Below are 23681 nucleotides of genomic sequence, written 5' to 3' on the forward strand. Positions count from 1 at the left end.
GCCGTTCGGTCGCCATCCGTCACCGACCAAGGGTTTAAGTAACCGCCAACTACGAGTATAAAAACGCGATGACACGGCCCACCCGCCAGCGGGAAGACCGAACGCGATGGCAGGGCGAGAAAGAGGAGGAAACCGACGACGCGGACGTCGATCTCGACGATCTCGATCCCGAGGACCTCGTCAGGACGGCGGATGGCGAACTGATTCACGAGGAGACCGGCCTCATCATCGAGGAAGAGCAGATCGATCCCGGGCCGGAGTGGCGGGCGTTCAACCACCAGGAACGCCAGGAGAAATCGCGGGTGGGAGCCCCAACCACCCAGACGATGCACGACAAGGGACTGACGACGACCATCGACTGGAAGGACAAGGACGCCTACGGGCGTTCGATCTCCTCGCGGAAGCGCTCGCAGATGCACCGGCTGCGGAAGTGGCAGGAGCGCATCCGGACGAAGGACGCGGGCGAGCGCAATCTGCAGTTCGCGCTGAGCGAGATCGACCGGATGGCCTCGGCGCTGGGCGTTCCCCGCTCGGTACGCGAGGTGGCCTCGGTGATCTATCGACGCGCGCTCAACGAGGACCTCATCCGCGGGCGTTCGATCGAGGGCGTCGCCACCGCCGCCCTCTATGCCGCCTGCCGGAAGGAGGGGATCCCCCGGTCGCTGGAGGAGATCTCCGAGGTCTCGCGGGTCGAACGCAAGGAGATCGGTCGGACCTACCGCTACATCTCCCAGGAGCTCGGCCTGGAGATGAAACCCGTCGACCCCAAGAAGTACGTTCCGCGGTTCTGTTCGGAGCTCGAACTCAGCGAGGAGGTCCAGTCGAAGGCCAACGAGATCATCGAGACGACCGCCGAGAAGGGCCTGCTGTCGGGCAAGTCGCCGACCGGTTACGCCGCCGCGGCCATCTACGCCGCCTCCCTGCTCTGCAACGAGAAGAAGACCCAGCGCGAAGTCGCCGACGTCGCCCAGGTCACCGAGGTCACCATCCGCAACCGCTACCAGGAACAGATCGAAGCGATGGGCATCCACAGTTAGGCTCCCGTCGGCCGTTCCCGGACGCCGACCCGGCCGACCGACAGCCGACAGTGTCAAACCTCCGTCGCCGCTATCGATCCCATGCGCCTCGACGACTTCATCGACATCGAGGCGAACGAACGCGCCGAGCGACGGCGCCTCGCCAAGGAGAAGTCCTACGAGATCCTGGATCACGTCGAGAGCGTCGCCGACCGGGTCGAACGCACCGTCTCGGGTGACTCGGTCGTCGGCAGCGTCTCCCCTTCCATCTTCGTCGGCCGGTCGAACTACCCCGAGGTGTCGACCGGCATCCTCTCGCCCGTCGGCAACGAGGGCGACGCCGGCCGCTTCGTCACCAGCGGCGCGTGGTACGACGAGGACGTCGACCTGACGGAGGTGTTCCGCCGGCGGACGAGCCTCCTGAACTCCCGCCGGTCCGCGTCGGTCGACGTCGCGGACACCTGGGAGGGGTTCGTCGGCGTCGGCCGCGAAGTCGCCATCGCCGACCGGCCGGTCGACGTGGAGATCGGTCTCGACGCCGATCCCACCGTCGACTTCGACGCCGACGGCGCCTCGCCCCCGACCGGGCCCAGCGCCCCGGCCCGCTCGGCGTCGCTCGGCGAGAACCCCCACATTCCCCGCGCGGTCGAGAAGACCCTGGAGGACGACGACTGGCGCGCCGAGGGGGCGATCAACTACCTCTACCGCCGCGGGTTCGACGTCTACGAGGTGAACACCATTCTCTCGGCGGGGGCGCTGGGGCGGGCGGAGAACCGCCGGCTCGTCCCGACCCGCTGGTCGATCACCGCCGTCGACGACACCGTCGGGGGGTTCCTTCGCGGCTCGCTCCGGGACGCGCCGAGCGTCGACGGGGTGGAGATCCACCGCAACGAGTTCCTCGGCAACGCCTACTGGGTGATCCTCGCGCCCGGACAGTGGGAGTACGAACTCGTCGAGCTGAAGGCGCCGGGGAGCGTCTGGAACCCCGACCCCGAGGCGGGGATGTGGCTCGCGGCCGACCGCGAGGGCTACGAGGGACGGACCGGCTACGTCGAGGAGACGGCGGGGGCGTACCACGCGGCGCGGCTGGCGGCCCTCGAACACCTGGACGAGCGGGGCCGGACCGCGAAATGTCTCGTCCTCCGGCACGTCTCCGACGACTACTGGGGTCCCGCCGGCGTCTGGCAGGTCCGCGAGGGGGTCCGCCACGCCTTCGAGGGCGAACACGCCACCGCCGAGACCCTCGCGGACGCGGTGCGGGGCGTCGTCGACTACCTCCCCGCGTCGCTCGCCGACCTCCGGCGCAAGTCGGCGATGGTCGCGGGCCTCCAGACGACGCTCGATCGGTTCTGACCTCCGTTCACCACCGCCAGAACGACGGCGTGAAGACGACGAGCACCGAGAGCACCTCCAGACGGCCGATCCACATCAGGAAGACCATGTAGAGTTTGGCGGCGTCGGAGAACGGCAGGAAGCTGTTCATCGGCCCGACGACGCCGAATCCCGGGCCGACGTTCCCCAGCGTGGCGATGGCGACGCTCATCGCGTCCAGTCCCGACAACGACACCGCGGGCGTCCGGAAGCTGTCGAGATAGATGACGACGGTCGAGAGGCCGAACAACAGGAGAAAGAGGAGAACGAACACGAAGACGTCGCGGATCGTCCCCTCGTCGACGGCCTCCCCCTCCAGCCGCAGGGGTCTGACGGCCTCGGGGTGGACGGACGTGAACAGCGATCGGCCGATCGACCGCTTGACGAGCACCCACCGAACGATCTTGATCGAGCCGGCGGCCGACCCCGCGGAGCCGCCGAGGAAGTACGCGAAAAGCAGGATCGTCTGGGCGGAGGCGTCCCACGTGTTGACGTCCATACTCGCGTACCCGGTGGTCGTGACGATGGCGATCACCTGGAAGAGCCCCTGGCGGAGGGCGCCCTCGACGTTCCCCGGGATCACGCCGACCGCGGACGGCGTCTCCGCGAGCCCGACGCCCAGGTAGAGGACGGCCGAGACGACCGCCCCGAAACCGGCCATGGCGAGCAGGTACGATCGGAACTCCGTGTTGTCGAGCAGCCGGCGGGGTTCCCCTTTCAGGACGTACCAGAACAGGGCGAAGTTGGTCCCCGCGACGATCATGAAGGGCATCATCGCCCACTGGACGGCGGGGGCGAACGCCTCGGCGCTCCGGGCCTCGGGCGAGAAGCCACCGGTCGGCAGCGTCGTCAGCGCGTGCGCGACGGCGTTGAAGAGGTCCATGTTCGGCGCGACGCCGACCAGAGACAGGCCGTAGTAGACCGCCGCGGCGACGAGGGTCACCCCGGCGTAGATGCCCCACAACGCGCGTGCGGTCTCCTGAATCCGTGGCGTCAGCTTCTCCAGTTCGAGCCCCGGCGCCTCGTTGTCGATGATCTGGGCCCCACCGACCGACAGCTTCGGCAGGATGGCGATCATCAGAACGAGGATGCCCATCCCGCCGAGCCACTGGGTGAGTTGGCGCCACAGCAACATCGCGTGTCCGTGTCGCTCGACGGAGATTTCGCCGAGCACGGTCGCTCCGGTCGTCGTGAACCCGCTCATGCTCTCGAAGAGTGCGTTGACCGGGTTCGCGACCGTTCCGGTCCCGGCGACGAGGTAGGGGACCGTCCCGACCAACGGGACGGCCAGCCACGCCAGGCTCACGAGCAGGAACGCCTCGCGGTTGCCCAACTCGCCGTCGCTGCGTACCCGTTCCAGGAGCGCCCCACCGCCCACCATGACGACGCTCGTCGCGACGAAGGGGAGCGGGTCCTCGCCGTAGTAGAGCGCCGCCGCGAACGGGAACGTCGGCGCGACGCCGATGTACTTGAGGACCGTTCCGACGTAGGCAACGGTCGCCCGGTAGTCGATGTACGTACGCCGCGAACGAGCCATTCGTCCCCAACTATCGCGTGGCACGGATGACCGTTTCGGCGCGTGGTCGCGTCGCCGGCGGTGACCGGGGCGGTAACGGCGCGGCGAGCGCCGCGAATTTAGGGCGCGGCGAGCGCCGCGGGTTTACAGCGCGGCGAACGCGGCGTCGACCATCTCGCCCGTCCCGGCGACGATGTCCGCCATCTCCTCGTCGTCCGGCGCGAGGCCAGCCAGCCGCCCGATCCGCATGATGCTGACGTGGTAGACGACCTGGACGCCCGGTTCCCGCTCCCAGACGACGACGTTGCACGGGAACAGCGCGCCCATCCGGCCGTCGCTGGCGTCGAGGACGCGGTCCGCCATCGCGGGGTTGCACGCCCCGAGCACGTAGTATGGGTCCCGGTCGGCGTCCACCTTCTCGTTGAGGAGGTCCGACGGCGAGAACTCGACGGGGACGCCGAACCCCGCCGCCTCGAACGTCTCCCGGACGTGTTCGACGGCCGCCTCGTGCTCCATCTCCAGGGTCGCTCGCTTCTCCCCGACGTCCGACGCGTCGAGCGTCGAGGGATCGATCGGAAGGGACATGCCCGTAGCAACGGGCGCCGTCGGAATAAATGCGCCCGTCGCTCTCCCGTGGGCTGCGGACCGGGCGGTCGCCGTTACGGTGTCGACGAACGCCGCCGTGACGGACACGTTTATTTTGGAGATGGGATTATCCCCTCGCATGGAGACGGTCCGCGTCCTCGACGTCGGCGTCGGCGTCGCGGACGCCGTCTCGGATCGCTGGGTCGACGCCGTCCCCGTCGCCACGCTAACGGCCGCCCTCGACGGAGTCGGCGCCGGCGCCGACGTCGACGGCGTCGTGACCGCCCTCGACCTCCCGGACGGCGACGGGGTGGCGCTGACCCGCGCCGTCCGCGAACGGGACCCGTCGCTTCCCGTCGTCGTGGTCGCCGACACGGGGAGCGAGGCGGCCGCGAGCGACGCCATCGCCGCCGGCGTGACCGACTACGTCCCGCGGTCGGCGGACGCCGACCTCGGCGCCCGCATCGCCGCGGCCGTCCGGGACGCCCCCGAGCGGGCGACCCGCCGGCCGGGTGCACTCCGGGCGTTCCCCGACGCGTGGTTCGTCGTCGACGCGGCGGGGCGGGTATCGGACGCGCGGGCGGGCCACGACGCGGCGGCCGTCCTCCCCGACGACCCGACGGCGATGTGTGGCCGGGCCCTCGCGGACGTCTTTCCGGCATCGGCCGCCGAGACGCTCGACGCGGCGACGACGTGTGTCCTGCAGACGGGCGAGGTGCGCACCGTCGAGTACCGCCTGCCCACGTCGTCCGGCGACGAGTGGGTCGAGGCGCGCGTCGCCACGGCCGACGGGACGCGCGCCGCCGTCGCCGCCCGCCCGATCACCGAGCGAAAGCGTGAACTGGACGAACTCCGCCGCAAGCAGGCACACCTCTCGCAGGCACAGGAGGTGGCCCGGATCGGAAGCTGGTACCGACATTTCCCGTCCGAGGAGCTCTGGTGGTCGGACATCGTCTACGACATCTTCGGCCGGTCCCGCGAGGAGACGCCGACCCACGAGACGGTCCTGTCCTCTGTCCACCCGGACGACCGGGACCACGTTGAGGACCGCTGGAACGCCGCGCTGGCGGGTGAGCCCTACGACATCGAACACCGGATCCTCGTCGACGGGGAGACACGCTGGGTCCGCGAGCGGGCCGAGCTCTCCTTTTCCGACGACGGCGACCCGGTCGATGCCCTCGGCGTCGTCCACGACGTCACCGACCGCAAGGAGTACGAGCGGCGACTGGAGACGACGAACGAACGCCTGGACGTGCTCCATCGCGTCGCGCGTCACGACATCCGCAACCGGATGAACGTCGTCCTGGGCTGTGCGTCGGAGCTTCGGTACGTCCTCGACGCCGACCCGGCGACGTCGCGGATGCTCGACCGCATCGAGGAGGCGGCCCGTGAACTCCTCGAAATCAGCACACAGCTCCGGGACGCCGACCGGGTCGTCGCCTCCGACGCCGACCGCGAACCGATCGACGTGGCGTCGCTGGCCCGCGACCTGGCCGCCGAGTTCGCGGGGGAAGATCCGACCGTCGAGTGGTACACCGCCATCCCCGACTCGCTTCCGGTGCGGGCGACGCCCGCGCTCGCCGTCGCGATCATGAACGTCTTCGAGAACGCCGTCGAACACAACGAGGGGGACCCCCGGCGCGTGGCCGTCGTCGTCTCGGAACGGGACGACGACCGGGTCGAGGTCCGCGTCGTCGACGACGGCCCCGGACTGCCGGCCGTGGAACGGGAATTGCTCGTCGGCGACCGCGAACCCACGCAGGTGGCTCACTCGAGCGGCCTCGGCCTGTGGATCACACGCTGGATCGTCGGCAACGCGGGCGGCTCCCTCGACGTTCACGACGGCCGGAACGGGGGAACGGTCGTCACCATCGACCTGCCGCCAGAGACCCCGTAACTACAGCGGGACGGGGAGCCACGACAGCAGGCGCACGACCGTCGCCGTCGGGACGATGGGTGGGTTGAGCACCAGCCAATCGAGCAGGGCGAGCCCGCCCCCGTGGGCCACGACGGAGGGGAGGATCGACTCGCTCCGGTAGTCGACGGCGCCGAAGAGCACGTCCGCCGGCGCGGACAGCAGGAGTTCTATCGGCGGCTTGTGGACGTGATGGAAGGCGTAGACGACGGGGCTGATGAAGACGCTCTTGATCCCGAGTTCGCGGACGCCGACACAGAGCAACCCCCGGTAGTACGTCTCCGCGGCGGCGGCGACGACGAACTGGGCGGCGGCGTGGGGCAGGAACGTCGCGAGCGCGGTGTCGGTCGCCCACATCGGATAGTACGCTCGGATCGTCGGCAGCGACGACCCCACGACGTAGAAGGGGATGACGACGAGGGCGAGCGCCACGGTGTTGCGGAGCACGCGCCGGTCGACGTGCCATCCGATGTCGCGACCGCGGCCGACCGCCAGCGCGCAGGGCAGACAGACGAACAGCGTCACGTCCCGAACCAGCCTGGCGGGCAGGCTGGTGGACGGCACGCTCCAGAGCGACCAGAGAACCGAGAGACAGAGACCGGCGAGCAGCGACGTCCGCACCCAGGAGAGCCGGGGGCGGTTCACCTCACTTCTCGGCCGTGGCGACCGGCCCCGTCCCGATCACCGAGCGGACCGCGGACAGGAACGTCTGTCGCGTATCGAAGTAGGTTTCGTCGACGTCGTCGAGCACCGAATCGAGCGTCCGTGGCCCGTCGGGGGTCCGGATCGTCGCCGACCCCTCCTTCCGTCGCACGTTGCTCGCCTCCTGTGGCCAGGTGAGCCGGGAGGCCACCCGTGCCAGCGGCGCCCCCTCGACCGGCTCGCCCTCGCCGAGTTCGACCGCCGGCTCCGTGTCGTCCTCGTCCTCTGCCATGGACCACGGTACTCCCGCCCGGGAGTTAATCCCTTCGAACCGCCCGGAACCGTTCGCACCAGCGACACGCCGTCACACGCCCGTCTGACGTAGGGTTTTGTGGGTGGGCGGCGTAGCTCAGCCCATGACCAGTCTCGGGGAGGTCTACCACGGGGATGACCGGAGCGGTCCGAGTCTCCGGCAGATCTACGCGGGGGCGAGCCTCTTTCTCGTTGGCATCGTCCTCGTCGTGGCTGGAATCATCGTCGCTACGACCGACGTGTTACTGGGCGGCGGAACCACCCTCCTCGACGTGCGCGAGTACGGCGGCATCCTCGCCGGCCTCGGCGTGCCCGCCGTCTTCCTCGGCATCTCGGCGGTCCTCCCCGCGGAGCGCTCGACGCGTGCCGCCGCGGGCATCGGGGCCAGCGTCGCCGTCCTCGGCGTCGCGCTGTTCTCCCACGCCTACCCCTGCCGGTGGTCCGGCGCCAACTGCGCCCCCGGCATGGTCGACCTGACGCTCCCGACAGCCGGCGTCTACTTCCTCGGCGCGCTCACCACCTTCTGGTGTCTGTTCGTCGGCATCGCCAACTTCAAGACGCGCAACGACCCCGGCGGCACCGTCACCATGGAGGTGACCCGACAGGGAGAGACGAAGGTGATCGAGGTGGACCGCTCGACGTCGCGTGGCGGGGTCGGCCTCGGCGGGAGCGCCTCCGGCCCGACGGCCACCGTCGGCGCCGAGGTGAGCGACGGCGGCGCCGACGAGGACGACATCCGCGAAGTCGCCACCGTCTCCTCCGGTTCTGAGTCGACGGGGACGTCGAGTCCCCAGTCGCCGCCGTCGCCGTCCGGTCCGACCGACGCCACCGACGAGACTTGGAAGTCGACGGCCGCGACCGACGCGACCACCGACGCCGCCGACCGCTACTGTGGCAACTGCGAACACTTCGAGTACGTCCGCACCGAGCGCGGCATCCAGCCCTACTGTGGCTACCACGACGGTGTCATGGCCGATATGGACGCCTGCGAGGACTGGCGCAGTCGCTAGCTCGGGGGTCTCACCCGCTCCGATCCTCCAGCCGTCGCCGCACGTCCGCCCAGTGGCTGCCCTTCCAGAAGTGGCCGCCACACCGCTCGCACCGCCAGACGTCGGTCTCGGCGGGGTCGGGCGCGTCCGCCGGCGCCGTCGCCGACGCGGCGACGGGGTCGAGCGGGCCGTTACACCGCCCGCACCGTCGCGGCCGCTCGGGGAGCGAGAGCGACACCCCCGCCTCGCGGAGTTCCCGCAGCTGCTTCTCGACGTCCCGTGCCGTGAGTCGGATCGCCCCCTCGGTCCGCGCGGCGAGGTCGGCGTCCCGGGTGAGCAGCCGCCGGTCCTCGCGCTCGGCGAGTTTCCGGACGGCGTCGTCGGCCTCGACCCCCCGATCGAGGGCGTAGGCGGTGTCGTACCCACACATCCGGAGGTACGTCGCCAGTTTGCCGAGCATCGCGTCACAGAGGAACCGCATCCTCAGTCGAGGAACGCCGACAGCGTCCCGACCGGGGCGGCGTTCACCACGTCGTCGGCCTCGGCCCACCCCCGGCGAACGGTGTGGACGCCGTACCGTCGATAGTCCAGTTCGTCGACCCCGTGGGCGTCGGTGTCGACGACGATCGGTGCCCCGGCCTCGACGGCGGTCCTGACCGCCGCGTCGTTCAGGTCGAGGCGATGGGGGTTGGCGTTCACCTCCAGGGCCGTGTCGGCGTCGGCGGCCGCCGCGGCCAGTCGGTCGAGGTCCGGATCGAGCCCCGGTCGGTCGTTGATGAGGCGGCCGGTCGGGTGGCCGAGGACGTCCGTCTCGGGGTGTTCGACCGCGGCGACGAGCCGATCCGTCGCCGTCTCCCGATCCTGGCCGAGCCCGCTGTGGGGCGAGGCGATCACCAAGTCGAGTTCGGCGAGGACGTCATCGCCGACCGAGAGGTCGCCGTCGGCGTCGACGTTGGCCTCGACGCCGTGGAACACCTCGACGTCGGCGTCGGCGGCCGCGTCCGCGACGGCCGCGGTCTGCTCGCGCAGGTCGTCGTCGTCGAGGCCGACGCCCCCGACCATCCCCGGGCCGGTCGCGTGGTCCGTGATGGCGACGTAGTCGTCGCCGCGTTCGGCCGCGGCCGCGATCATCGTCCCGATCGACTCGGTCCCGTCGGACCAGTCGGTGTGGACGTGGAGGTCACCCCGGACGTCGCCGGGTTCGATTAGGGTCGGGAGGCGGCCCTCCCGGGCGGCCTCGATCTCTCCCCGATCCTCGCGGAGCTCCGGCGGGATGGGCGGGAGGTCGAGCGCCTCGTACATCTCGGCCTCGGTCGCGCCGCCGATCCGCCGGCCGGTGCGCTGGCCCTCCTCCCCCTCGTCGGCGACGTCCCCGACGTCGAAGACGCCGTACTCGTTTATCTTCAGGTCGCGCTCGATGGCGAGGTTCCGGAGGTGGACGTTGTGGTCCTTGCTCCCGGTGAAATACTGGAGCGCCGAACCGAACTCGTCGGGGACGACCACCCGACAGTCCACGCGGAGGCCCCGGGCCCGGACGCTCGCTTTCGTCGTCCCCGACTCGATCACGTCGTCGACGGCCGCCCAGTCGAGGAAGGCGTCGACGGCCGCGGGGGCGTCCTCGCTCGCCACCAACACGTCGACGTCGCCGATAGTCTCGCGCCACCGGCGGAGCGACCCCGCGACATCGGCGCGCTCGATCGGTGCCGCTCGGCGGAGGCGGTCGAGGACCGTCTCCGCGACCGGGCGGGCGTCGCCGAGGAGTTCCCGCTCCTGGGCCTGGCGGGCGAAGGGGACGTTCTCGAGGATGTTCGCCTCGGTCTTGGCGCCGAACCCCGACACCTCGCGGAGCTCGCCTGCCTCCGCCGCGGCCTCCAGTTCGTCGAGGGTCGTGATCCCGAGCGCCTCGTGGAGCGTGCCGACCGTCTTCGGGCCGACGCCCTCGACGCTCGTCAACGCCGCCATGTCGACGGGGAGTTCCTCGCGGAGTTCGGCCAGTTCCTCGATGTCGCCGGTTTCGACGTACTCGACGATCTTATCGGCCAGCGCCTCGCCGACGCCGTCGATCCGCTCGACGGCGTCCCGGCCCTCCGCCACGAGGTCCTCGATCGGGGTCGGGTGCTCGCGGACGTTCTCGGCGGCGCGACGGTAGCTCCGGGGTTTGTACTCGACGCCCTCGGCTTCGAGCAGGTCGGCCATCTCCTCGAACCGGGTCGCCACCTCCGCGTTCAGGCTCACGGGCGCCCCCGGGTGTTGTGGCTCGTGTCCTCGTTCCCGAGCGCCTTCCGCAGGAACTTCATCCACCGCTTGCGGTCCGCGGCCTCCTGGGCCTCGGCCTCGCGTTCGAGGTCCGCCGGGCCGAGCGCTTCGAGGGCGTTGAGTGCGCGGTCGATGCCGACGATGCTCTCGGCCAGCCGCTCGCCCTCGGCGTAGCTCACCTCGCCGTCCTCGATGCGCTGGAGTCGTTCGAGTCGTTCGCGACGGAGGTTCCGCTTCGCTCGCTCGACCCGCTCGCGTTCGCCCGTCGGCACCGTCTCGCGGCGCTTGATCTCGAAGACGAACTCCTGGAGGTCCACCTCCTCGCCCTGCACCTCGATGGTCTCGGGGATGGCCGCGCCCACCGTCGCGGCCTCGCGGTTGACGCGTTCGAGGAGTTGCTTGCGCTCGAACTCTTTCACGCCGGAACGTTCGTGGGCCGCTCACTTCGCTCCTTCGCCCGCGTCGGTGTAGGGGTCCTCGATGTCCGGGTCGCCGCCGAGGGCGACCCCCACCCGCCGGGTGACCAGGTCGAACACGAGGACGACCGGCAGGAGGAGGCGGCCGACGATCCACACCGGCCGTGCCGTCCTGAGCGACCACTCCTCCGCGTTCCCCAGCCCGTACGCCTTCGGGATGATCTCACCGAACACGAGGACGACGCTGCTGGCGACGACCGTCGTCAGGGCGACGGCGACGCCGCCGGAGAACCGTCCAGCGAGGAGGACGGCCAGGATGCTGGAGATGGCGACGTTGACGACGTTGTTGCCCACGAGCAGCGTCACGAGGAGGCGGTGTGGATCGCCCCGGAGCCGGGCGAGCAGCGACGCCCGGCGGTCGGTGGCGGCGCGTTCGTCGAGCTACGACCCCGACAGCGAGAAGACGGCGATTTCGGTACTGGAGAAGAAGGCACTCGCCGCGAGCAGGCCGATCAGCGCGACGACGCTCAGCACCGTCGAGTCGAGCGCGGTCATGCCCCCCGTCGTGTCAGTGTCGGCAAAAAGGCCCGGGCCGGCAGACAGAAAGTTCTTGAGCACGGCCCGACCATCCCCGGCAAATGGATCGGCCCCGCGACGCCGCCGGCGTCGAGGTCAGCGTCGTCCTCCCCGCCTACAACGAGGAGCGGACCATCGAGGACACCGTCGAGACGACCCTCTCGACGCTCGCCTCCTTCCTCCCGCCCGGCTCCTTCGAGGTGCTCGTCGCCGAGGACGGCTGTGACGACCGCACGCCGGAGATCGCGGACCGACTCGCCGCCGCCGACGACCGCGTCCGCCACGTCCACAGCGACGAACGGCTCGGCCGCGGCGGCGCGCTCGAACGCGCCTTCGCCGCCGCCGCCGGCGAGACGCTCGTCTACTTCGACACCGACCTCGCGACGGACATGGGGCATCTGTCCGAACTGGTCGAGCGGGTCCGCTCCGGCGAGGCGGACGTGGCGACCGGTTCACGGTGGATGCCCGGCCAGGTCGCCGACCGCCCGGCCAAACGCGGCGTCCCCTCCCGGGTGTACAACGGGCTGGTTCGCCTGTTCCTCCGCTCGCCGCTCCGCGACCACCAGTGTGGGTTCAAGGCGCTCAGCCGCGAGGCCTTCGAGCGCCTCCACGACCGCGTCGAGGACGAACACTGGTTCTGGGACACGGAACTGCTGGTCCGCGCCCAGCGGGCCGGCCTGGAGGTGGCGGAGTTCCCCGTCGAGTGGGAGCCGAAAGGCGACACGAAAGTCGACCTCGTGCGTGACGTCTTCGGGATGGGGAGTCAGATCCTCCGGCTCTGGTGGCAAGTGTCGGTGAGTCCCCGCATCACCCGTCGGGTGAGCGTCGGCGCCGGCGCACTCCTGACCGTCCTCGCGCTCGCGCTCATGACGCTGTACCTCGATCCGGGGGCCGTGTTGGCGGAACTGGAGGACGCGGACCTCGGACTGGTCGCGCTCGCCGGCGTCGTCTACCTCCTCTCCTGGCCGCTCCGCGGCGGCCGCTACCGCGACATCCTCGCCGAACTCGGCTACCACGAGCGCCTCGGCTTCCTGACCGGTGCGGTGTTCATCAGCCAGACCGGCAACCTAGTCTTTCCCCTCCGCGCGGGCGACGGCGTGCGTGCGTACGTGATGAAGGCCCGGCGGGACATCCCGTACCCGACCGGGTTCGCCTCGCTGGCCGTCGAACGGGTGTTCGACCTGCTGACCATCACGGTCCTGGGCGGCGCGGTCCTCGTCGGCTACGTCCTCACCGGCGCGACCGAGTCGGTGGTGGCGACGCTCTCCGGGAGCGTCCCCGGCATCGACCCGCGGAGCGCCCGGACGGCCCTGACGGTGGCGGCGGGGGTCGCCGCGGCGGCCGTCCTCGCTACCGCGGCCATCGTCGTCTCCGCCCGCCGCGACGGCAACCTGATCCGGCGGCTGCTCTCCCGCGTCAGCTCCGACTCCTACGCCGACTACGTGGCGGGCGTCCTCGAATCGTTCGTCGGCGGCGTGCAGACCGTCGCCGCCGACCGCGGCGCCTTCGCCCGGGTCGGCGCGAGCAGCCTCGCAATCTGGGGGCTGGACGTGGTGACCGCCATCCTCGTCCTCGCGGCCTTCGACGTCGCGCTGGCGACGCCGACGCTCGTCGCCGTCGGCTTCTTCGCGGTCAGCGTCGGCAACCTCGCGAAGGTGTTGCCGCTCTCGCCCGGCGGCATCGGGCTCTACGAGGCGGCCTTCACCCTCCTCGTCGCGGGGCTGACACCCGTGACCGGGCCGACCGCCTTCGGCGCGGCGATCCTGGACCACGCCGTCAAGAACCTCGTCACCGTCGCCGGGGGCGTCGTCTCGATGCTCGCGCTCAACGTCTCCTTGACGACGGCCGTCGACGAGACGGGCGCCGGGGATCCCGATCCGGAGCCGGAGGTGGAGTGACGCCTCACCCCTCGTGAAACAGGTCGGCCAGGCGGTCGATCCCGTCGAGCAGGTTCGGGCTCGGCTGGTTCAAGAGCGCGTCGTCGACGACGTGGACCGCGGGGTCGACGTCCCAGTCGCGGTCGGTGATCGTCGCGGGGTCGACGTCCGTCCCCCGGCCACAGAGGTGGAGAACGGCGTGGTCGGGGTCGGCCGCCTCCACCTCCGCACGGGCGACGGGCCGGGAGCGCTCGCCCGGGTCGACGAAGGGGTAGCGACCGCCGGCGGCGGCGACGGCCTCGGGCACCCAGTTGCCGGCGGCCATCGGCGGCTCCGCCCACTCCTCGCAGTAGACGGTCGGCCGCGTCGCGGGCGCCCGGTCGCGGAGGCGGGCCAGTCGCTCGCGGCTGTCGGCGGCGAGTGTCGCGCCCGCGTCGGGGCGGCCGACGGCCCGGCCGAGTTCGGCGAACCCCTCGACGACGCCGTCGAGCGTCGTGGCGTCGGCGTGGTGGACCGCCAGCCCGCGGTCCCGGATCGCGTCCCGGACGTCGGCTTGCAGGGCGTCGCCGGTGCAGACGAGGTCCGGATCGAGGGCGTCCAGACGGTCGAGGTCGGGGTTCAGCCAGCCGCCGAGGACCGCCGGATCGGCGTCGACGCCGGCCAGTTCCCGCGGGCAGTGGCTCGTGACGCCGACGAGGCGGTCGGCGACGCCGAGTTCGCGGAGCGTCGCCGTGGCGGCCGGCGCGAGCGAGACGATGCGGCGGGGCACGGTCGATCCACGGGAGCGACGCATATGAACGCCGCGCCGCGACCGACACCGATACCTGCCGGGGGCGGCGACGTGGAGGCGATGCGGACCACACACGAACTCCACGTCGGCGACGCGGCCGCGATGGACGCGGTTGCCGACGGGTCGATCCCGCTGGTCGTCACCTCGCCACCCTACCCCATGATCGAACTCTGGGACGACCTCTTCGCGGCGCGGGATCCCGACGTGGACGCGGCGCTCGCCGCGGGCGACGGCGACGCCGCCTTCGAACTCATGCACGCCCAACTCGACGCCGTCTGGGACGAACTCGACCGCGTCCTGGCGCCCGGGGGCATCGCCTGCATCAACGTCGGCGACGCGACCCGATCCATCGGCGGGGAGTTCCAGCAGTTCCCGAACCACGCACGGATCGTCGACGCCCTGCGTTCCCGGGGACTGACCCCGCTTCCCGACGTACTCTGGCGCAAGCCGACCAACAGCCTCGCGAAGTTCATGGGATCGGGAACCCTCCCGCCGAACGCCTACGTCACCCTCGAACACGAGTACGTCCTCCTCTTCCGGAAGGGTGGGACCCGCTCGTTCCCGCCCGGCGACGACACCCGGTACGAGAGTGCCTTCTTCTGGGAGGAGCGCAACCGGTGGTTCTCGGACCTGTGGGAGGTGCGCGGCGAGGAACAGGGCGCGAACGGGGCGACCGAGCGGCGGGAGCGCTCGGCGGCGTTCCCAGTCGAGATACCGCTCCGCCTGATCCGGATGTTCTCGGTGCGGGGTGATCGGGTGCTCGATCCCTTCGCGGGGACGGGGACGACGGCGCTCGCGGCCATGCTCGCCGCCCGCGACTCGGTCGGCTACGACCTCGACGGCGACCTCTTCACCGCGCTCGACGACCGGGTGGACGGCCTGCCCGAACGTTCGCGACGGCGCGTCGACGAGCGCCTGACGCGCCACCGGGCGGCGATGGCCGACAGGGAGGGCGGGTACGAGGCCGAACATTACGACTTCCGCGTCGTCACGAAGGCCGAGCGGCGGATTCGGCTGTACGCCGTCTCCGCGGTGGAAGCGGGGACACGGACCGACGGCCGGCGCTACCGGGTGGACCACGACCCCGTCGACGGGAACGACTTTGTTCCGGGTCACGAAGGGTAGTCCATGGAGTTCGACTCGCTGATCCTCGCGGCGGCGACGGCCGACCTCGACGACGAACCCGCGGCCCGCCCCCACGCCGACGCCGTGGAGTTCCGGATGGACCTCGCGACGGACCCACTGGCCGCTCTGGACGCCTACGACGGGGACCTGCCGATCATCGCGACGAACCGCGATCCGGCCGAGGGCGGCGAGGCCGAGGGCTCGGAACGGGAGCGTCTCGACGTCCTGGAGACGGCGAGCGGCTACGACGCGGTGGAAGCGATCGACGTCGAGGTGTCGAGCCTCCGGGGCTCGCCCGGTTCGACCGTGGCGGCGACGGCACGCGACCGCGGGGTCGCGGTCGTCGCCTCGGTCCACGACTTCGAGGGGACGCCCTCGGAGTCGCGGCTGGACGACCTGCTCGCGACGGCGGCTGAGTTGGGCGACGTGGGGAAGGCGGCGGTGACGGCCACCGACCGGAACGACGCCCTGACGGTCCTGTCGGCCACCCACGCGGCGACGGCCCGCGGCGACCGGGTGGCGACGATGGCGATGGGCGAGGCCGGACGGCACACCCGTGCGGTCGCCCCCCTCTACGGCTCGAAGATCGGATACGCACCGGTCGACCCCGCCGAGGCCACCGCGCCGGGGCAGTACGACCTGGCGACGCTTTCGACGCTGATCGAACGACTCGGCGGCCGGTGATGCCGGCCGAGAGTATAAACGAGTGGCGCGCCGAGTGCGGAAGGAGATGATCGACGTGGAACGGCGGACCCTCGTCGCCGTCGCGATCAGCGTCTGTGGCGCCGCCGTCGGCGTCGCCGGGGCGGGCCACGCCTATCTCCGGGAGTGGGGACGTGCGTTCGCGTGGTTCTCCTTCGTCCTCGGGACGGGGTTGATCCTCGTCGCGGCCTTCGCGGACCCGGAGACGGCGACGCTTTCGACGCTGCCGCTCCGGGTGACCGGACCGATCGTCGCGCTCCTCGCGATGAACACGGCCGATACGTACGCCGTCGCGCGCCGGGAGCGGGGACCGACGGCCGTCGACGCCGACGGGCCGACCGTCCCGTGTCCGTCCTGTGGTCGGGAACTGGACCCGGATCTCTCCTTCTGTCCGTGGTGTGCCGGGTCGCGAACCGAGGAGGAGTGACTACGTCCGCAGGAAGTAGACCTGCTTGCGGGCGTCCTTGAAGCTGTACCGGGAGCTGACGATGTCGGACTCCTCCAGCCGGTTCAGCGCGTACCGAACCGTCCGGTCGGGGAGCAGCGACTCCTCGGCGAGTTGGCCCTGCGACAGCGGCGAGTCGCTCTCTAGCACCTTGGCGACGAGTTTCGCACTCGGGGGGAGTTCCCGAAGCCGCTCGCGGTATTCGCTGGTGGTCAGCCGGTCGTCGCCGACGGAGTCTGCCGCAGTGGTGCTCATACCCGTTCCTCCCCGTCGGTAGTGGTAAAGGTTATCTCTATATGCGTGCATATTCCGGAGATACCTTATATGACATTGTTTACCACGGACGACGGTCGCGCCCGCATCCAGTACGGTTTTAATCTTCGGGCAAAGAGACGCGGGACGTGAAAGGAGAGGAGTGGTACCAGACGGACGAAGTCGCCCAGGCGTACGAAGCCAAGCGCTTCTCGCGCGGCGGGCGACTGATCGACCGCCGGGAGAAACGGGCCGTCCTCGAGGCGCTGAGCCCCATCGAGGATCGGCGGGTGCTCGAGATCGCCTGCGGGACGGGGCGGTTCACCGTCATGCTGGCCGAGCGCGGGGCGGACATCGTCGGTCTGGACATCTCCTCGGCGATGCTGGCACAGGGGCGGGAGAAGGCCCGGGCGGCGGACGTCGCCGATCACATCGAGTTCCTGCGCGGCGACGCGGCGCGACTCCCCTTCCCGGACGATCACTTCGACACCGTCTTCGCGATGCGCTTTTTCCACCTCGCCGACACGCCGGCGAAGTTCCTCGCGGAGATGTGTCGCGTCTCGAAAGAGCAAGTGTTCTTCGATACGTTCAACGACCGCAGTACGCGGGTCCTCTACAACTGGCTGCTCCCGATGGGTTCGCGGCTCTACGGCCGCGAGGAGGTCGAACGACTCATCGACGGGGCGGGACTGGAACTCGCCGACGCGAACCACGACTTCGTCCTTCCCTACGGGTTCTACCGGAAGATCCCCAACCAGTTGGCCGGCGCCTTCCGGTCCGCGGACACCGCCGTCGGCGACACGCCGATCGGCGACCACCTCGCCTCGGTCTCCTACTGGAACGCCCACGTCTGATACCGATTATTGTAACTGTTCACCGGTGGTTCGCCGGACCGTCCTGGTGAACCACCGGTACTGACTTACGATAAACAGTATGAGCCGAGTGGGAATCGTTATGGTCTCGGAGGCGGTGTGACCGGATATGGAGCTCTCGGTAGTGATACCGACACTCAACGGCCGGGACCACCTCGCGGCGGGCCTCGACACCCTCGCGGCCCTCGTCCCGGACGCGGAGATCGTCGTCGTCAACGGGCCGTCGACGGACGGCACTACCGGGATGGTTCGCGACCGCGACGACGTAGACGTCCTCGTCGAGGTGTCGACCCGCACCGAGAACGTCGCCCGCAACGCCGGTCTGGAGGCCGCCACCGGCGACGTCGTCGCCTTTCTCCGTTACGACCTCGTGGTCGAGTCGTCGTGGCTCGACGGCCTGCGCGACGGCCTGGCCGACGCGCCGGTCGTCACCGGCCCCACCCACCGGACCCTCGGCGGCGGGATGACGACCGAGGAGTCCGAGCGCCGAACGGTCGGTTCCCGCGAGGTGACGTACTTCAACGGCGGCAACGTCGCGTTCCGGCGACGGGTCGTCGACGCGCTCGACGGCTTCGACGAGTACCTCGAAACCGGCGGCGACCGCGACGCCGCCCACCGACTGGCAGCCCTCGACTACGACGTCGCCTGGCGTCCCGGGATGGGCGTCCGGCGGGAGTACTCCGCCGACGGCGGCGTCGCCACCGACGACCGCGGCGCCGAGTTCCGGGCGCTGGCCTACCGCCTCGTGAAGAACTACGGGGTCCGGCCGGCCGTGGCGACCGGCACGACCCGCCGCGCCGTCCGGGACGCCGTCTCGGCGGGCCGGGACGTCCTCCGCGGTGACCTCGACCCGACCGAGTGGTTCGCCACCGGCCGCGCCGTCGTCGGCGGCGTCGCCCGCGGCGCCGCGGACGGGCTGATCGCCCGCGTCAAGGATCGGTCACCCGCCCGCAACCCCCACGGCGTCTCGGATCGCTCCGACCGCGCCGTCGCGCGATACGACTGGCGCTGAGTCCTCGGGCGCTCGATCAGGCGATACGGACCGCGTCGCCGGCCCCGAGGCCGAACCGTTCGTCCCCCCGTCCCCGGTTCACGTCACACTCCACGTAGCCGTGGCTGCCGACGGTGACGAGCGGATCGCCCGGGGCGACCGACGCGAACGTCTCCACGGCGGGCACTCGGTCGCCGTTCACCGTCACCGTCTCCCGGCCGTCGAGGAACGTTCCGGGGACGTTCGTGACGACGTTCCCGAAGTCGTCGACAGCGAGGACCTCCCCCGACGCGTCGCCGGCCTCGACGGTCGCCTCGGGCAGGTCCACGGTCGTCGGGTCGGCCGGCGACAGGCGCTCGTGGGCGTCGAGTGCACCGATCCCTCGCGACCTGACGACGTCGTGGACGGTCGCCGCGAGCGGCGCGAACACGTCCCGGCCGTGGAACGTACTGGAGGCCGGGTCGCCGGGGTCGGCGTGGAACCAGTCGACCCCGTCGTCGTCGGCGATCCGCCGCGCGGCGGGGACCAGGAGGCCGTTGTCCGGGCCGACGAACGCGTGGCCGTTCGCCCGGCCGACCAGGACGCCCCGGTCGGTGCCGACGCCGGGATCGACCACCGCGAGGTGGGTCGCCGGCGGGAAGGTCGGCAGGGTCTCCCGGAGCCAGAACGCCGACTCCCGGACGGCACCCCGGGGCAGGTCGTGGGTCACGTCGACGAGGCGGGCGCCGCTCCGCCGGCAGATGACCCCCCGCATCGCGGCGGGGTACGGCGAGCCGAAATCGGAGGCGAGCGTGATCATGCGCCGTTGGCGTCGGTCTCGCTCAGGCGCTGGATCCGCTCGATGCCGTCGACCTCCTCGATCACCTCGACCACCGGATCGGGGACGAGGTGGCGCCACTCGCCATCCTCGACCATCCGTTCCCGGAGCTCCGCGCCCTCCAGCACGTCGCGGTTGAACATGGGCGACTGGCGGACCTCGACGCCGGCTTCGCCGAACAGCTGGATGACCAGCGGGTTGTTGGAGTACGCCACGTCGAAAGAGGGGGACATGCTCTGGACGTGACTCACCCAGACGGAGTTCCGGTCGAGGTCCTCGATGGGGACGACGTAGCTCGTACAGTCGAACTCCGCGACGGACTTCGTGACCATCATCACGCGTTCGCCGGCGGTGAAGGGGTTGCGACGCGAGTGGGAGTGGCCGGCGGAGCCGATCCCGAGGACGACTTCGTCCACCTCCGCGACGATCTCTCGGACCATTCGATGGTGGCCGTCGTGGTACGGCTGGAACCGGCCGATGTAGAACCCCCGCATGGTGACGACGTGCACACGCGCGTTTATAAAATCGACGAGTCGGCGAACGGGCCGTATTTCGTCCGCAGACGGATTGTCGCGCCGGATCCCCGTACTTCGTCGCTGAGATTGGGGGGAGAAAGTATATCAGTTGCGCACCCTTCAAATCTATCAACGACACCGTTCTATGAACGACGACACGAACACGGACGAGCGCCCCCCCGACGACGAGGAGCGCGGTTCCTCGGACGGTCGGACTGCGTCCGACGACGGCGAGGGATCGGAGATCCCTCGGGAAGCCGGCAAAGCCGGCGACGGCGAGGAGCAACGCTCCTCGGGCAACCGGACGCAGTCCGGTGACAGCGAGGACCGGGTCGATCCGGATCCCTCCCGTAACGAGTCCGGCGGGGCCGACGACTGGGAAGACGACGTCCCTGTCCCGACCGATGGACCGGGATCCGGCAACGGTCAGGCCGACGCGCCGACCGACGAGTCGGACGAGCGGTCCATCGACGACCTCGGCAGCGACGTCGAGATCGACGCCGAAATCGACGAGGATGCCGAGGAGAGCCTCCTCGGTGGCCTTCAGATCGATTCGACCGCCGAGATCAAGGTCCCCGATCGCCTCGTCGATCAGGTGATCGGGCAGGAACACGCCCGCGACGTCGTCATGAAGGCGGCCAAACAGCGCCGCCACGTCATGATGATCGGCTCGCCCGGGACGGGCAAGTCGATGCTCGCGAAGGCGATGAGCGAACTGCTTCCGAAGGAGGAACTGCAGGACGTTCTCGTCTACCACAACCCCGACGACGGCAACGAACCGAAGGTACGAACGGTTCCCTCGGGGAAGGGCGATCAGATCGTCGAGGCCCACAAGGAGGAGGCCCGCAAGCGCAACCAGATGCGCTCCTTCCTGATGTGGATCATCATCGCCATCGTGCTGGGGTACTCCCTCATCATCGCCGGCAACATCCTGCTCGGCATTCTCGCGGCGGGGATCATCTACCTCGCCTTCCGCTACGGCTCCCGTGGCTCGGACGCGATGATCCCGAACCTCATCGTGAACACCGCGGACCAGCAGACGGCGCCCTTCGAGGACGCCACCGGTGCTCACGCCGGCGCGCTCCTGGGCGACGTCCGCCACGACCCGTTCCAGTCCGGCGGCATGGAGACGCCGTCCCACGACCGCGTCGAACCCGGTGCCATCCACAAGGCCAACAAGGGCGTGCTGTTCATCGACGAGATCAACACGCTCGACGTCAGGAGCCAACAGCACCTCATGACGGCGATCCAGGAGGGCGAGTTCGGCATCACCGGCCAGTCCGAGCGCTCCTCGGGCGCGATGGTCCAGACCGAGCCCGTCCCCTGTGATTTCGTCATGATCGCCGCGGGGAACCTCGACGCCATGGAGAACATGCACCCCGCGCTCCGCTCGCGGATCAAGGGGTACGGCTACGAGGTGTACATGGACGACACCATCGAGGACACCCCGGAGATGCGTCGGAAGTACGCCCGCTTCATCGCTCAGGAAGTGGAGAAGGACGGCCGCCTGCCCCACTTCACCGACGACGCCATCGGCGAGGTCATCCTCGAGGCGCGTCGCCGTGCGGGCCGGAAGGGCCACCTCACGCTCAAACTCCGGAACCTCGGCGGACTGGTCCGTGTCGCGGGTGACATCGCCCGTGCCGAGGACGCCGAGTACACGACCCGGGAGCATATCCTGCAGGCGAAGGGTCGTTCCCGGAGCATCGAACAGCAGCTCGCGGACGACTACATCCAGCGGCGCAAGGACTACGAACTCCAGGTCAGCGACGGCTACGTCACGGGTCGCGTCAACGGCCTGGCCGTCATGGGCGAGGACTCCGGTATCGTCCTCCCGGTGATGGCCGAGGTGACGCCCTCCCAGGGGCCGGGCGAGGTCATCGCCACCGGCCAACTGAAGGAGATGGCCCAGGAGGCGGTGTCGAACGTCTCGGCCATCATCAAGAAGTTCTCCGACGAGGACATCACCCAGAAGGACATCCACATCCAGTTCGTGCAGGCGGGCGAGGGCGGCGTCGACGGCGACTCCGCCTCCATCACCGTCGCCACCGCGGTCATCAGCGCCCTCGAAGGCGTGGGTGTCGACCAGTCGCTGGCGATGACCGGATCGCTCTCGGTCCGGGGCGACGTGCTCCCCGTCGGCGGCGTCACCCACAAGATCGAGGCCGCCGCCAAGACCGGCTGTGACCGGGTCATCATCCCCGAGGCGAACATGCAGGACGTGATGATCGAAGACGAGTACGAGGAGATGATCGAGATCATCCCGGTCAGCCACATCAGCGAGGTCCTCGACGTCGCGCTCGAAGGCGAACCCGAGAAGGACTCGCTGGTCGACCGTCTCAAGACGATCACGGGCTCCGCGCTCGACAAGCAGAGCGTCAGTCAGGGCCCGAGCAGCCCTAGCCCGCAGTAGACGTGCCCGAGTGGGCGGCGTTCGCCGGCTTCGTCGGCGTCGTCCTCGTGGGCCTGCTCGTTCTCGCTCGCGCCTCCGCCGACACGCTCGGTGCGCCCGAGTTTCCCGCGACCCTCACCGACCGCGTCGTCGAGGCGCCGACCGACCCGCCGCCCAGCGCGACCCTCCGCAGACCCACCGCGCCCTCGACGCCGACGTTGCTCGCGAACGTCGTCCTCTCGCAGGGCGCCTTCGCGTCGCTTCTGGTGGTCGGCGCGTGGCTGACGGGGGTCCCGGCCGCGGCCGTCGGCCTCGCGGCCGACGCGTTCGCGCGGTCCGACATACTGGGCGGCATCGCCCTCGGCGTCGCGCTCCACGTCGTCAACGCCGTCGGCTCGCGGCTGACCGACCGGTTCGAACTCGGCGATCCCGAGCGACTCAGGCGGGCGATGACCCCCGAGACGACCGTGGGCTGGGTGGGGCTCCTGGGAGTCGTCCTGCCGCTCGTCGCCGGGTTCGAGGAACTCCTCTTCCGGGGCGTCCTGATCGGCGCCTTCGCGACGGGATTCGAACTCTCCCCGTGGCTGCTCGCTGGCCTCTCCTCGGTCGCGTTCGCCCTCGGCCACGGCGCCCAGGGCCGACTCGGTATCGTCGTCTCCGGCGCGCTCGGGTTCGTCCTCGCCGTCGCCTTCGTGCTGACCGACAGCCTGGTGACCGTCGTGATCGCCCACTACTTGGTGAACACGCTGGAGTTCGTCGGCGGCGGTCGGTAGCCGTCGGTCGCGCGGTCAGGCCTCGACGTCGCGGAGGCGCTCCGCGACCGCCGGCGGCGTCGCGCCCGGTCCCTCGATCCGGTGGTCGGGGATGAAGAGGGGTACCGGGTTCTCCCGAAGCGCGGCGCGGACGGCCTCGAGATCGTCCGCCTCGTCGTCGAGGCCGGCCAGTCGCGCCAGCCGCGACACACTGACCGTCTCCCCGTAGGGGACGTTGCGCGCCGCCTCGAGCACCGTCCGTTGCTCGGTCGGGACGGTGAGCGCCACCTCGACGTCGTCGAAGTGGTCCTCGGCCCCATCGAGGTAGGCGAACACGCGATCGAGCAGCGGGTGGTCCGGATCGGCGTCCGCCGGCACCGTCTCGGGGAACGAGACGCTGATCACGCGGTCGCCGGCCAGCCCCACCTGGATCGCCCGCCCGAGCGTCGGCGCGTCGCGTGCGTAGAGTCCTTCCATGGTCGATCGGAGGGCAGCGCGGCCCATATGGGTTGCCGTCGGCGGGCGCCGCCGCCGCCGTGGGACGCAAGCCTTATGTG

Annotated in this window: 24 protein-coding genes and 1 pseudogene; 12 read left to right on the forward strand and 13 right to left on the reverse strand. The window is 70.3% G+C overall.

Features of this window, described 5'->3' with window-relative positions:
- The first annotated feature begins 68 nt into the window (after positions 1 to 68).
- Both NO364_RS01510 and nreA read left to right on the forward strand, forming a co-directional pair.
- Positions 69 to 1037, forward strand: a complete 969-nt coding sequence (locus NO364_RS01510) for a transcription initiation factor IIB (RefSeq protein ID WP_157689150.1) — start codon at positions 69 to 71, stop codon at positions 1035 to 1037.
- A gap of 81 nt (positions 1038 to 1118) precedes the next feature.
- Entirely contained in the window at positions 1119 to 2369 is a 1251-nt protein-coding gene (gene nreA, locus NO364_RS01515) for a DNA repair protein NreA (protein ID WP_257628353.1), read from the forward strand.
- 7 nt (positions 2370 to 2376) lie between these two features.
- Here nreA and NO364_RS01520 read toward each other — a convergent pair whose 3' ends face one another.
- Together NO364_RS01520 and NO364_RS01525 are read right to left on the reverse strand one after the other, a co-directional pair.
- On the reverse strand, positions 2377 to 3924 hold the full coding sequence (locus tag NO364_RS01520) for a TrkH family potassium uptake protein (protein ID WP_257628354.1): 1548 nt from the start codon (positions 3922 to 3924) through the stop codon (positions 2377 to 2379).
- A gap of 123 nt (positions 3925 to 4047) precedes the next feature.
- The gene (locus NO364_RS01525) at positions 4048 to 4488 is read right to left on the reverse strand and encodes a DUF302 domain-containing protein (protein ID WP_157689144.1); all 441 of its coding nucleotides are present in this window, start codon (positions 4486 to 4488) and stop codon (positions 4048 to 4050) included.
- Between the two features lie 139 nt (positions 4489 to 4627).
- Here NO364_RS01525 and NO364_RS01530 point away from each other — a divergent pair, with 139 nt between their 5' ends.
- Entirely contained in the window at positions 4628 to 6385 is a 1758-nt protein-coding gene (locus tag NO364_RS01530; RefSeq protein ID WP_257628355.1) for a PAS domain-containing protein, read from the forward strand.
- Here the strand turns inward: NO364_RS01530 and NO364_RS01535 are convergent, their stop codons facing one another.
- Both NO364_RS01535 and NO364_RS01540 read right to left on the reverse strand, forming a co-directional pair.
- Entirely contained in the window at positions 6386 to 7048 is a 663-nt protein-coding gene (locus NO364_RS01535; RefSeq protein ID WP_257628356.1) for a CPBP family intramembrane glutamic endopeptidase, read from the reverse strand. It abuts the gene before it with no gap.
- A gap of 1 nt (position 7049) precedes the next feature.
- Complete coding sequence (locus NO364_RS01540) at positions 7050 to 7337, reverse strand: DUF5789 family protein (protein ID WP_157689138.1); 288 nt, start codon at positions 7335 to 7337, stop codon at positions 7050 to 7052.
- A gap of 124 nt (positions 7338 to 7461) precedes the next feature.
- Here NO364_RS01540 and NO364_RS01545 point away from each other — a divergent pair, with 124 nt between their 5' ends.
- Positions 7462 to 8367, forward strand: a complete 906-nt coding sequence (locus tag NO364_RS01545) for a cell division protein CdpA domain-containing protein (RefSeq protein WP_257628357.1) — start codon at positions 7462 to 7464, stop codon at positions 8365 to 8367.
- A gap of 10 nt (positions 8368 to 8377) precedes the next feature.
- Here the strand turns inward: NO364_RS01545 and NO364_RS01550 are convergent, their stop codons facing one another.
- From NO364_RS01550 to NO364_RS01565, 4 genes and pseudogenes are all read right to left on the reverse strand, one after another.
- Positions 8378 to 8827, reverse strand: a complete 450-nt coding sequence (locus NO364_RS01550) for a Mut7-C RNAse domain-containing protein (protein ID WP_157689134.1) — start codon at positions 8825 to 8827, stop codon at positions 8378 to 8380.
- A gap of 2 nt (positions 8828 to 8829) precedes the next feature.
- Positions 8830 to 10581 carry a DNA polymerase/3'-5' exonuclease PolX gene (gene polX / locus NO364_RS01555; RefSeq protein WP_257628358.1) on the reverse strand — a complete coding sequence of 584 codons (1752 nt, stop codon included), beginning with the start codon at positions 10579 to 10581 and terminating at the stop codon, positions 8830 to 8832.
- Positions 10578 to 11021 carry a DUF5788 family protein gene (locus tag NO364_RS01560; RefSeq protein ID WP_157689130.1) on the reverse strand — a complete coding sequence of 148 codons (444 nt, stop codon included), beginning with the start codon at positions 11019 to 11021 and terminating at the stop codon, positions 10578 to 10580. The genes polX and NO364_RS01560 overlap by 4 nt, the downstream gene beginning before the upstream one ends.
- 21 nt (positions 11022 to 11042) lie before the next feature.
- Positions 11043 to 11573: pseudogene (locus NO364_RS01565) on the reverse strand (CNNM domain-containing protein).
- An 83-nt stretch (positions 11574 to 11656) separates the two neighbouring features.
- Here NO364_RS01565 and NO364_RS01570 point away from each other — a divergent pair.
- Positions 11657 to 13492, forward strand: a complete 1836-nt coding sequence (locus NO364_RS01570) for a flippase-like domain-containing protein (RefSeq protein ID WP_257628359.1) — start codon at positions 11657 to 11659, stop codon at positions 13490 to 13492.
- Between the two features lie 4 nt (positions 13493 to 13496).
- On the opposite strand, the gene NO364_RS01575 is transcribed toward NO364_RS01570, so the two are convergent.
- Entirely contained in the window at positions 13497 to 14264 is a 768-nt protein-coding gene (locus NO364_RS01575; protein WP_257628360.1) for a helical backbone metal receptor, read from the reverse strand.
- 57 nt (positions 14265 to 14321) lie between these two features.
- On the opposite strand from NO364_RS01575, the gene NO364_RS01580 reads away from it, so the two are divergent.
- The 3 genes from NO364_RS01580 to NO364_RS01590 are packed head-to-tail and all read left to right on the forward strand — an operon-like array spanning position 14322 to position 16515.
- Positions 14322 to 15386 (forward strand): DNA-methyltransferase, encoded by a 1065-nt coding sequence (locus tag NO364_RS01580; RefSeq protein WP_257629134.1) that lies wholly within the window; start codon positions 14322 to 14324, stop codon positions 15384 to 15386.
- A gap of 3 nt (positions 15387 to 15389) precedes the next feature.
- The gene (locus NO364_RS01585) at positions 15390 to 16070 is read left to right on the forward strand and encodes a type I 3-dehydroquinate dehydratase (protein WP_157689122.1); all 681 of its coding nucleotides are present in this window, start codon (positions 15390 to 15392) and stop codon (positions 16068 to 16070) included.
- A gap of 46 nt (positions 16071 to 16116) precedes the next feature.
- Positions 16117 to 16515, forward strand: coding sequence for a DUF7575 domain-containing protein (locus NO364_RS01590; protein WP_157689120.1), 399 nt, complete (start codon positions 16117 to 16119; stop codon positions 16513 to 16515).
- Here the strand turns inward: NO364_RS01590 and NO364_RS01595 are convergent, their stop codons facing one another.
- Positions 16516 to 16788: a winged helix-turn-helix transcriptional regulator gene (locus tag NO364_RS01595; protein WP_257628361.1), complete on the reverse strand. Its 273-nt coding sequence runs from the start codon at positions 16786 to 16788 to the stop codon at positions 16516 to 16518.
- A 146-nt stretch (positions 16789 to 16934) separates the two neighbouring features.
- Between NO364_RS01595 and NO364_RS01600 the strand changes: the two genes are divergently transcribed.
- Positions 16935 to 17639 carry a class I SAM-dependent methyltransferase gene (locus NO364_RS01600; protein ID WP_157689118.1) on the forward strand — a complete coding sequence of 235 codons (705 nt, stop codon included), beginning with the start codon at positions 16935 to 16937 and terminating at the stop codon, positions 17637 to 17639.
- 127 nt (positions 17640 to 17766) lie between these two features.
- Entirely contained in the window at positions 17767 to 18669 is a 903-nt protein-coding gene (locus tag NO364_RS01605; RefSeq protein ID WP_157689116.1) for a glycosyltransferase family 2 protein, read from the forward strand.
- Between the two features lie 16 nt (positions 18670 to 18685).
- On the opposite strand, the gene NO364_RS01610 is transcribed toward NO364_RS01605, so the two are convergent.
- Positions 18686 to 19447: an SAM hydrolase/SAM-dependent halogenase family protein gene (locus NO364_RS01610; protein WP_257628362.1), complete on the reverse strand. Its 762-nt coding sequence runs from the start codon at positions 19445 to 19447 to the stop codon at positions 18686 to 18688.
- The gene (locus NO364_RS01615) at positions 19444 to 19959 is read right to left on the reverse strand and encodes a nicotinamide-nucleotide adenylyltransferase (protein ID WP_157689112.1); all 516 of its coding nucleotides are present in this window, start codon (positions 19957 to 19959) and stop codon (positions 19444 to 19446) included. The genes NO364_RS01610 and NO364_RS01615 overlap by 4 nt, the downstream gene beginning before the upstream one ends.
- Positions 19960 to 20125: 166 nt before the next feature.
- Between NO364_RS01615 and lonB the strand changes: the two genes are divergently transcribed.
- Both lonB and NO364_RS01625 read left to right on the forward strand, forming a co-directional pair.
- The gene (gene lonB / locus NO364_RS01620) at positions 20126 to 22393 is read left to right on the forward strand and encodes an ATP-dependent protease LonB (protein ID WP_257628363.1); all 2268 of its coding nucleotides are present in this window, start codon (positions 20126 to 20128) and stop codon (positions 22391 to 22393) included.
- Between the two features lie 2 nt (positions 22394 to 22395).
- Positions 22396 to 23145 carry a CPBP family intramembrane glutamic endopeptidase gene (locus tag NO364_RS01625; protein ID WP_257628364.1) on the forward strand — a complete coding sequence of 250 codons (750 nt, stop codon included), beginning with the start codon at positions 22396 to 22398 and terminating at the stop codon, positions 23143 to 23145.
- A gap of 15 nt (positions 23146 to 23160) precedes the next feature.
- Here NO364_RS01625 and NO364_RS01630 read toward each other — a convergent pair whose 3' ends face one another.
- Positions 23161 to 23601 (reverse strand): MGMT family protein, encoded by a 441-nt coding sequence (locus NO364_RS01630; protein ID WP_257628365.1) that lies wholly within the window; start codon positions 23599 to 23601, stop codon positions 23161 to 23163.
- Between the last annotated feature and the right edge of the window lie 80 nt (positions 23602 to 23681).

It is taken from the genome of Haloplanus salinarum (genome assembly GCF_024498175.1).
Taxonomy (GTDB): domain Archaea; phylum Halobacteriota; class Halobacteria; order Halobacteriales; family Haloferacaceae; genus Haloplanus; species Haloplanus salinarum.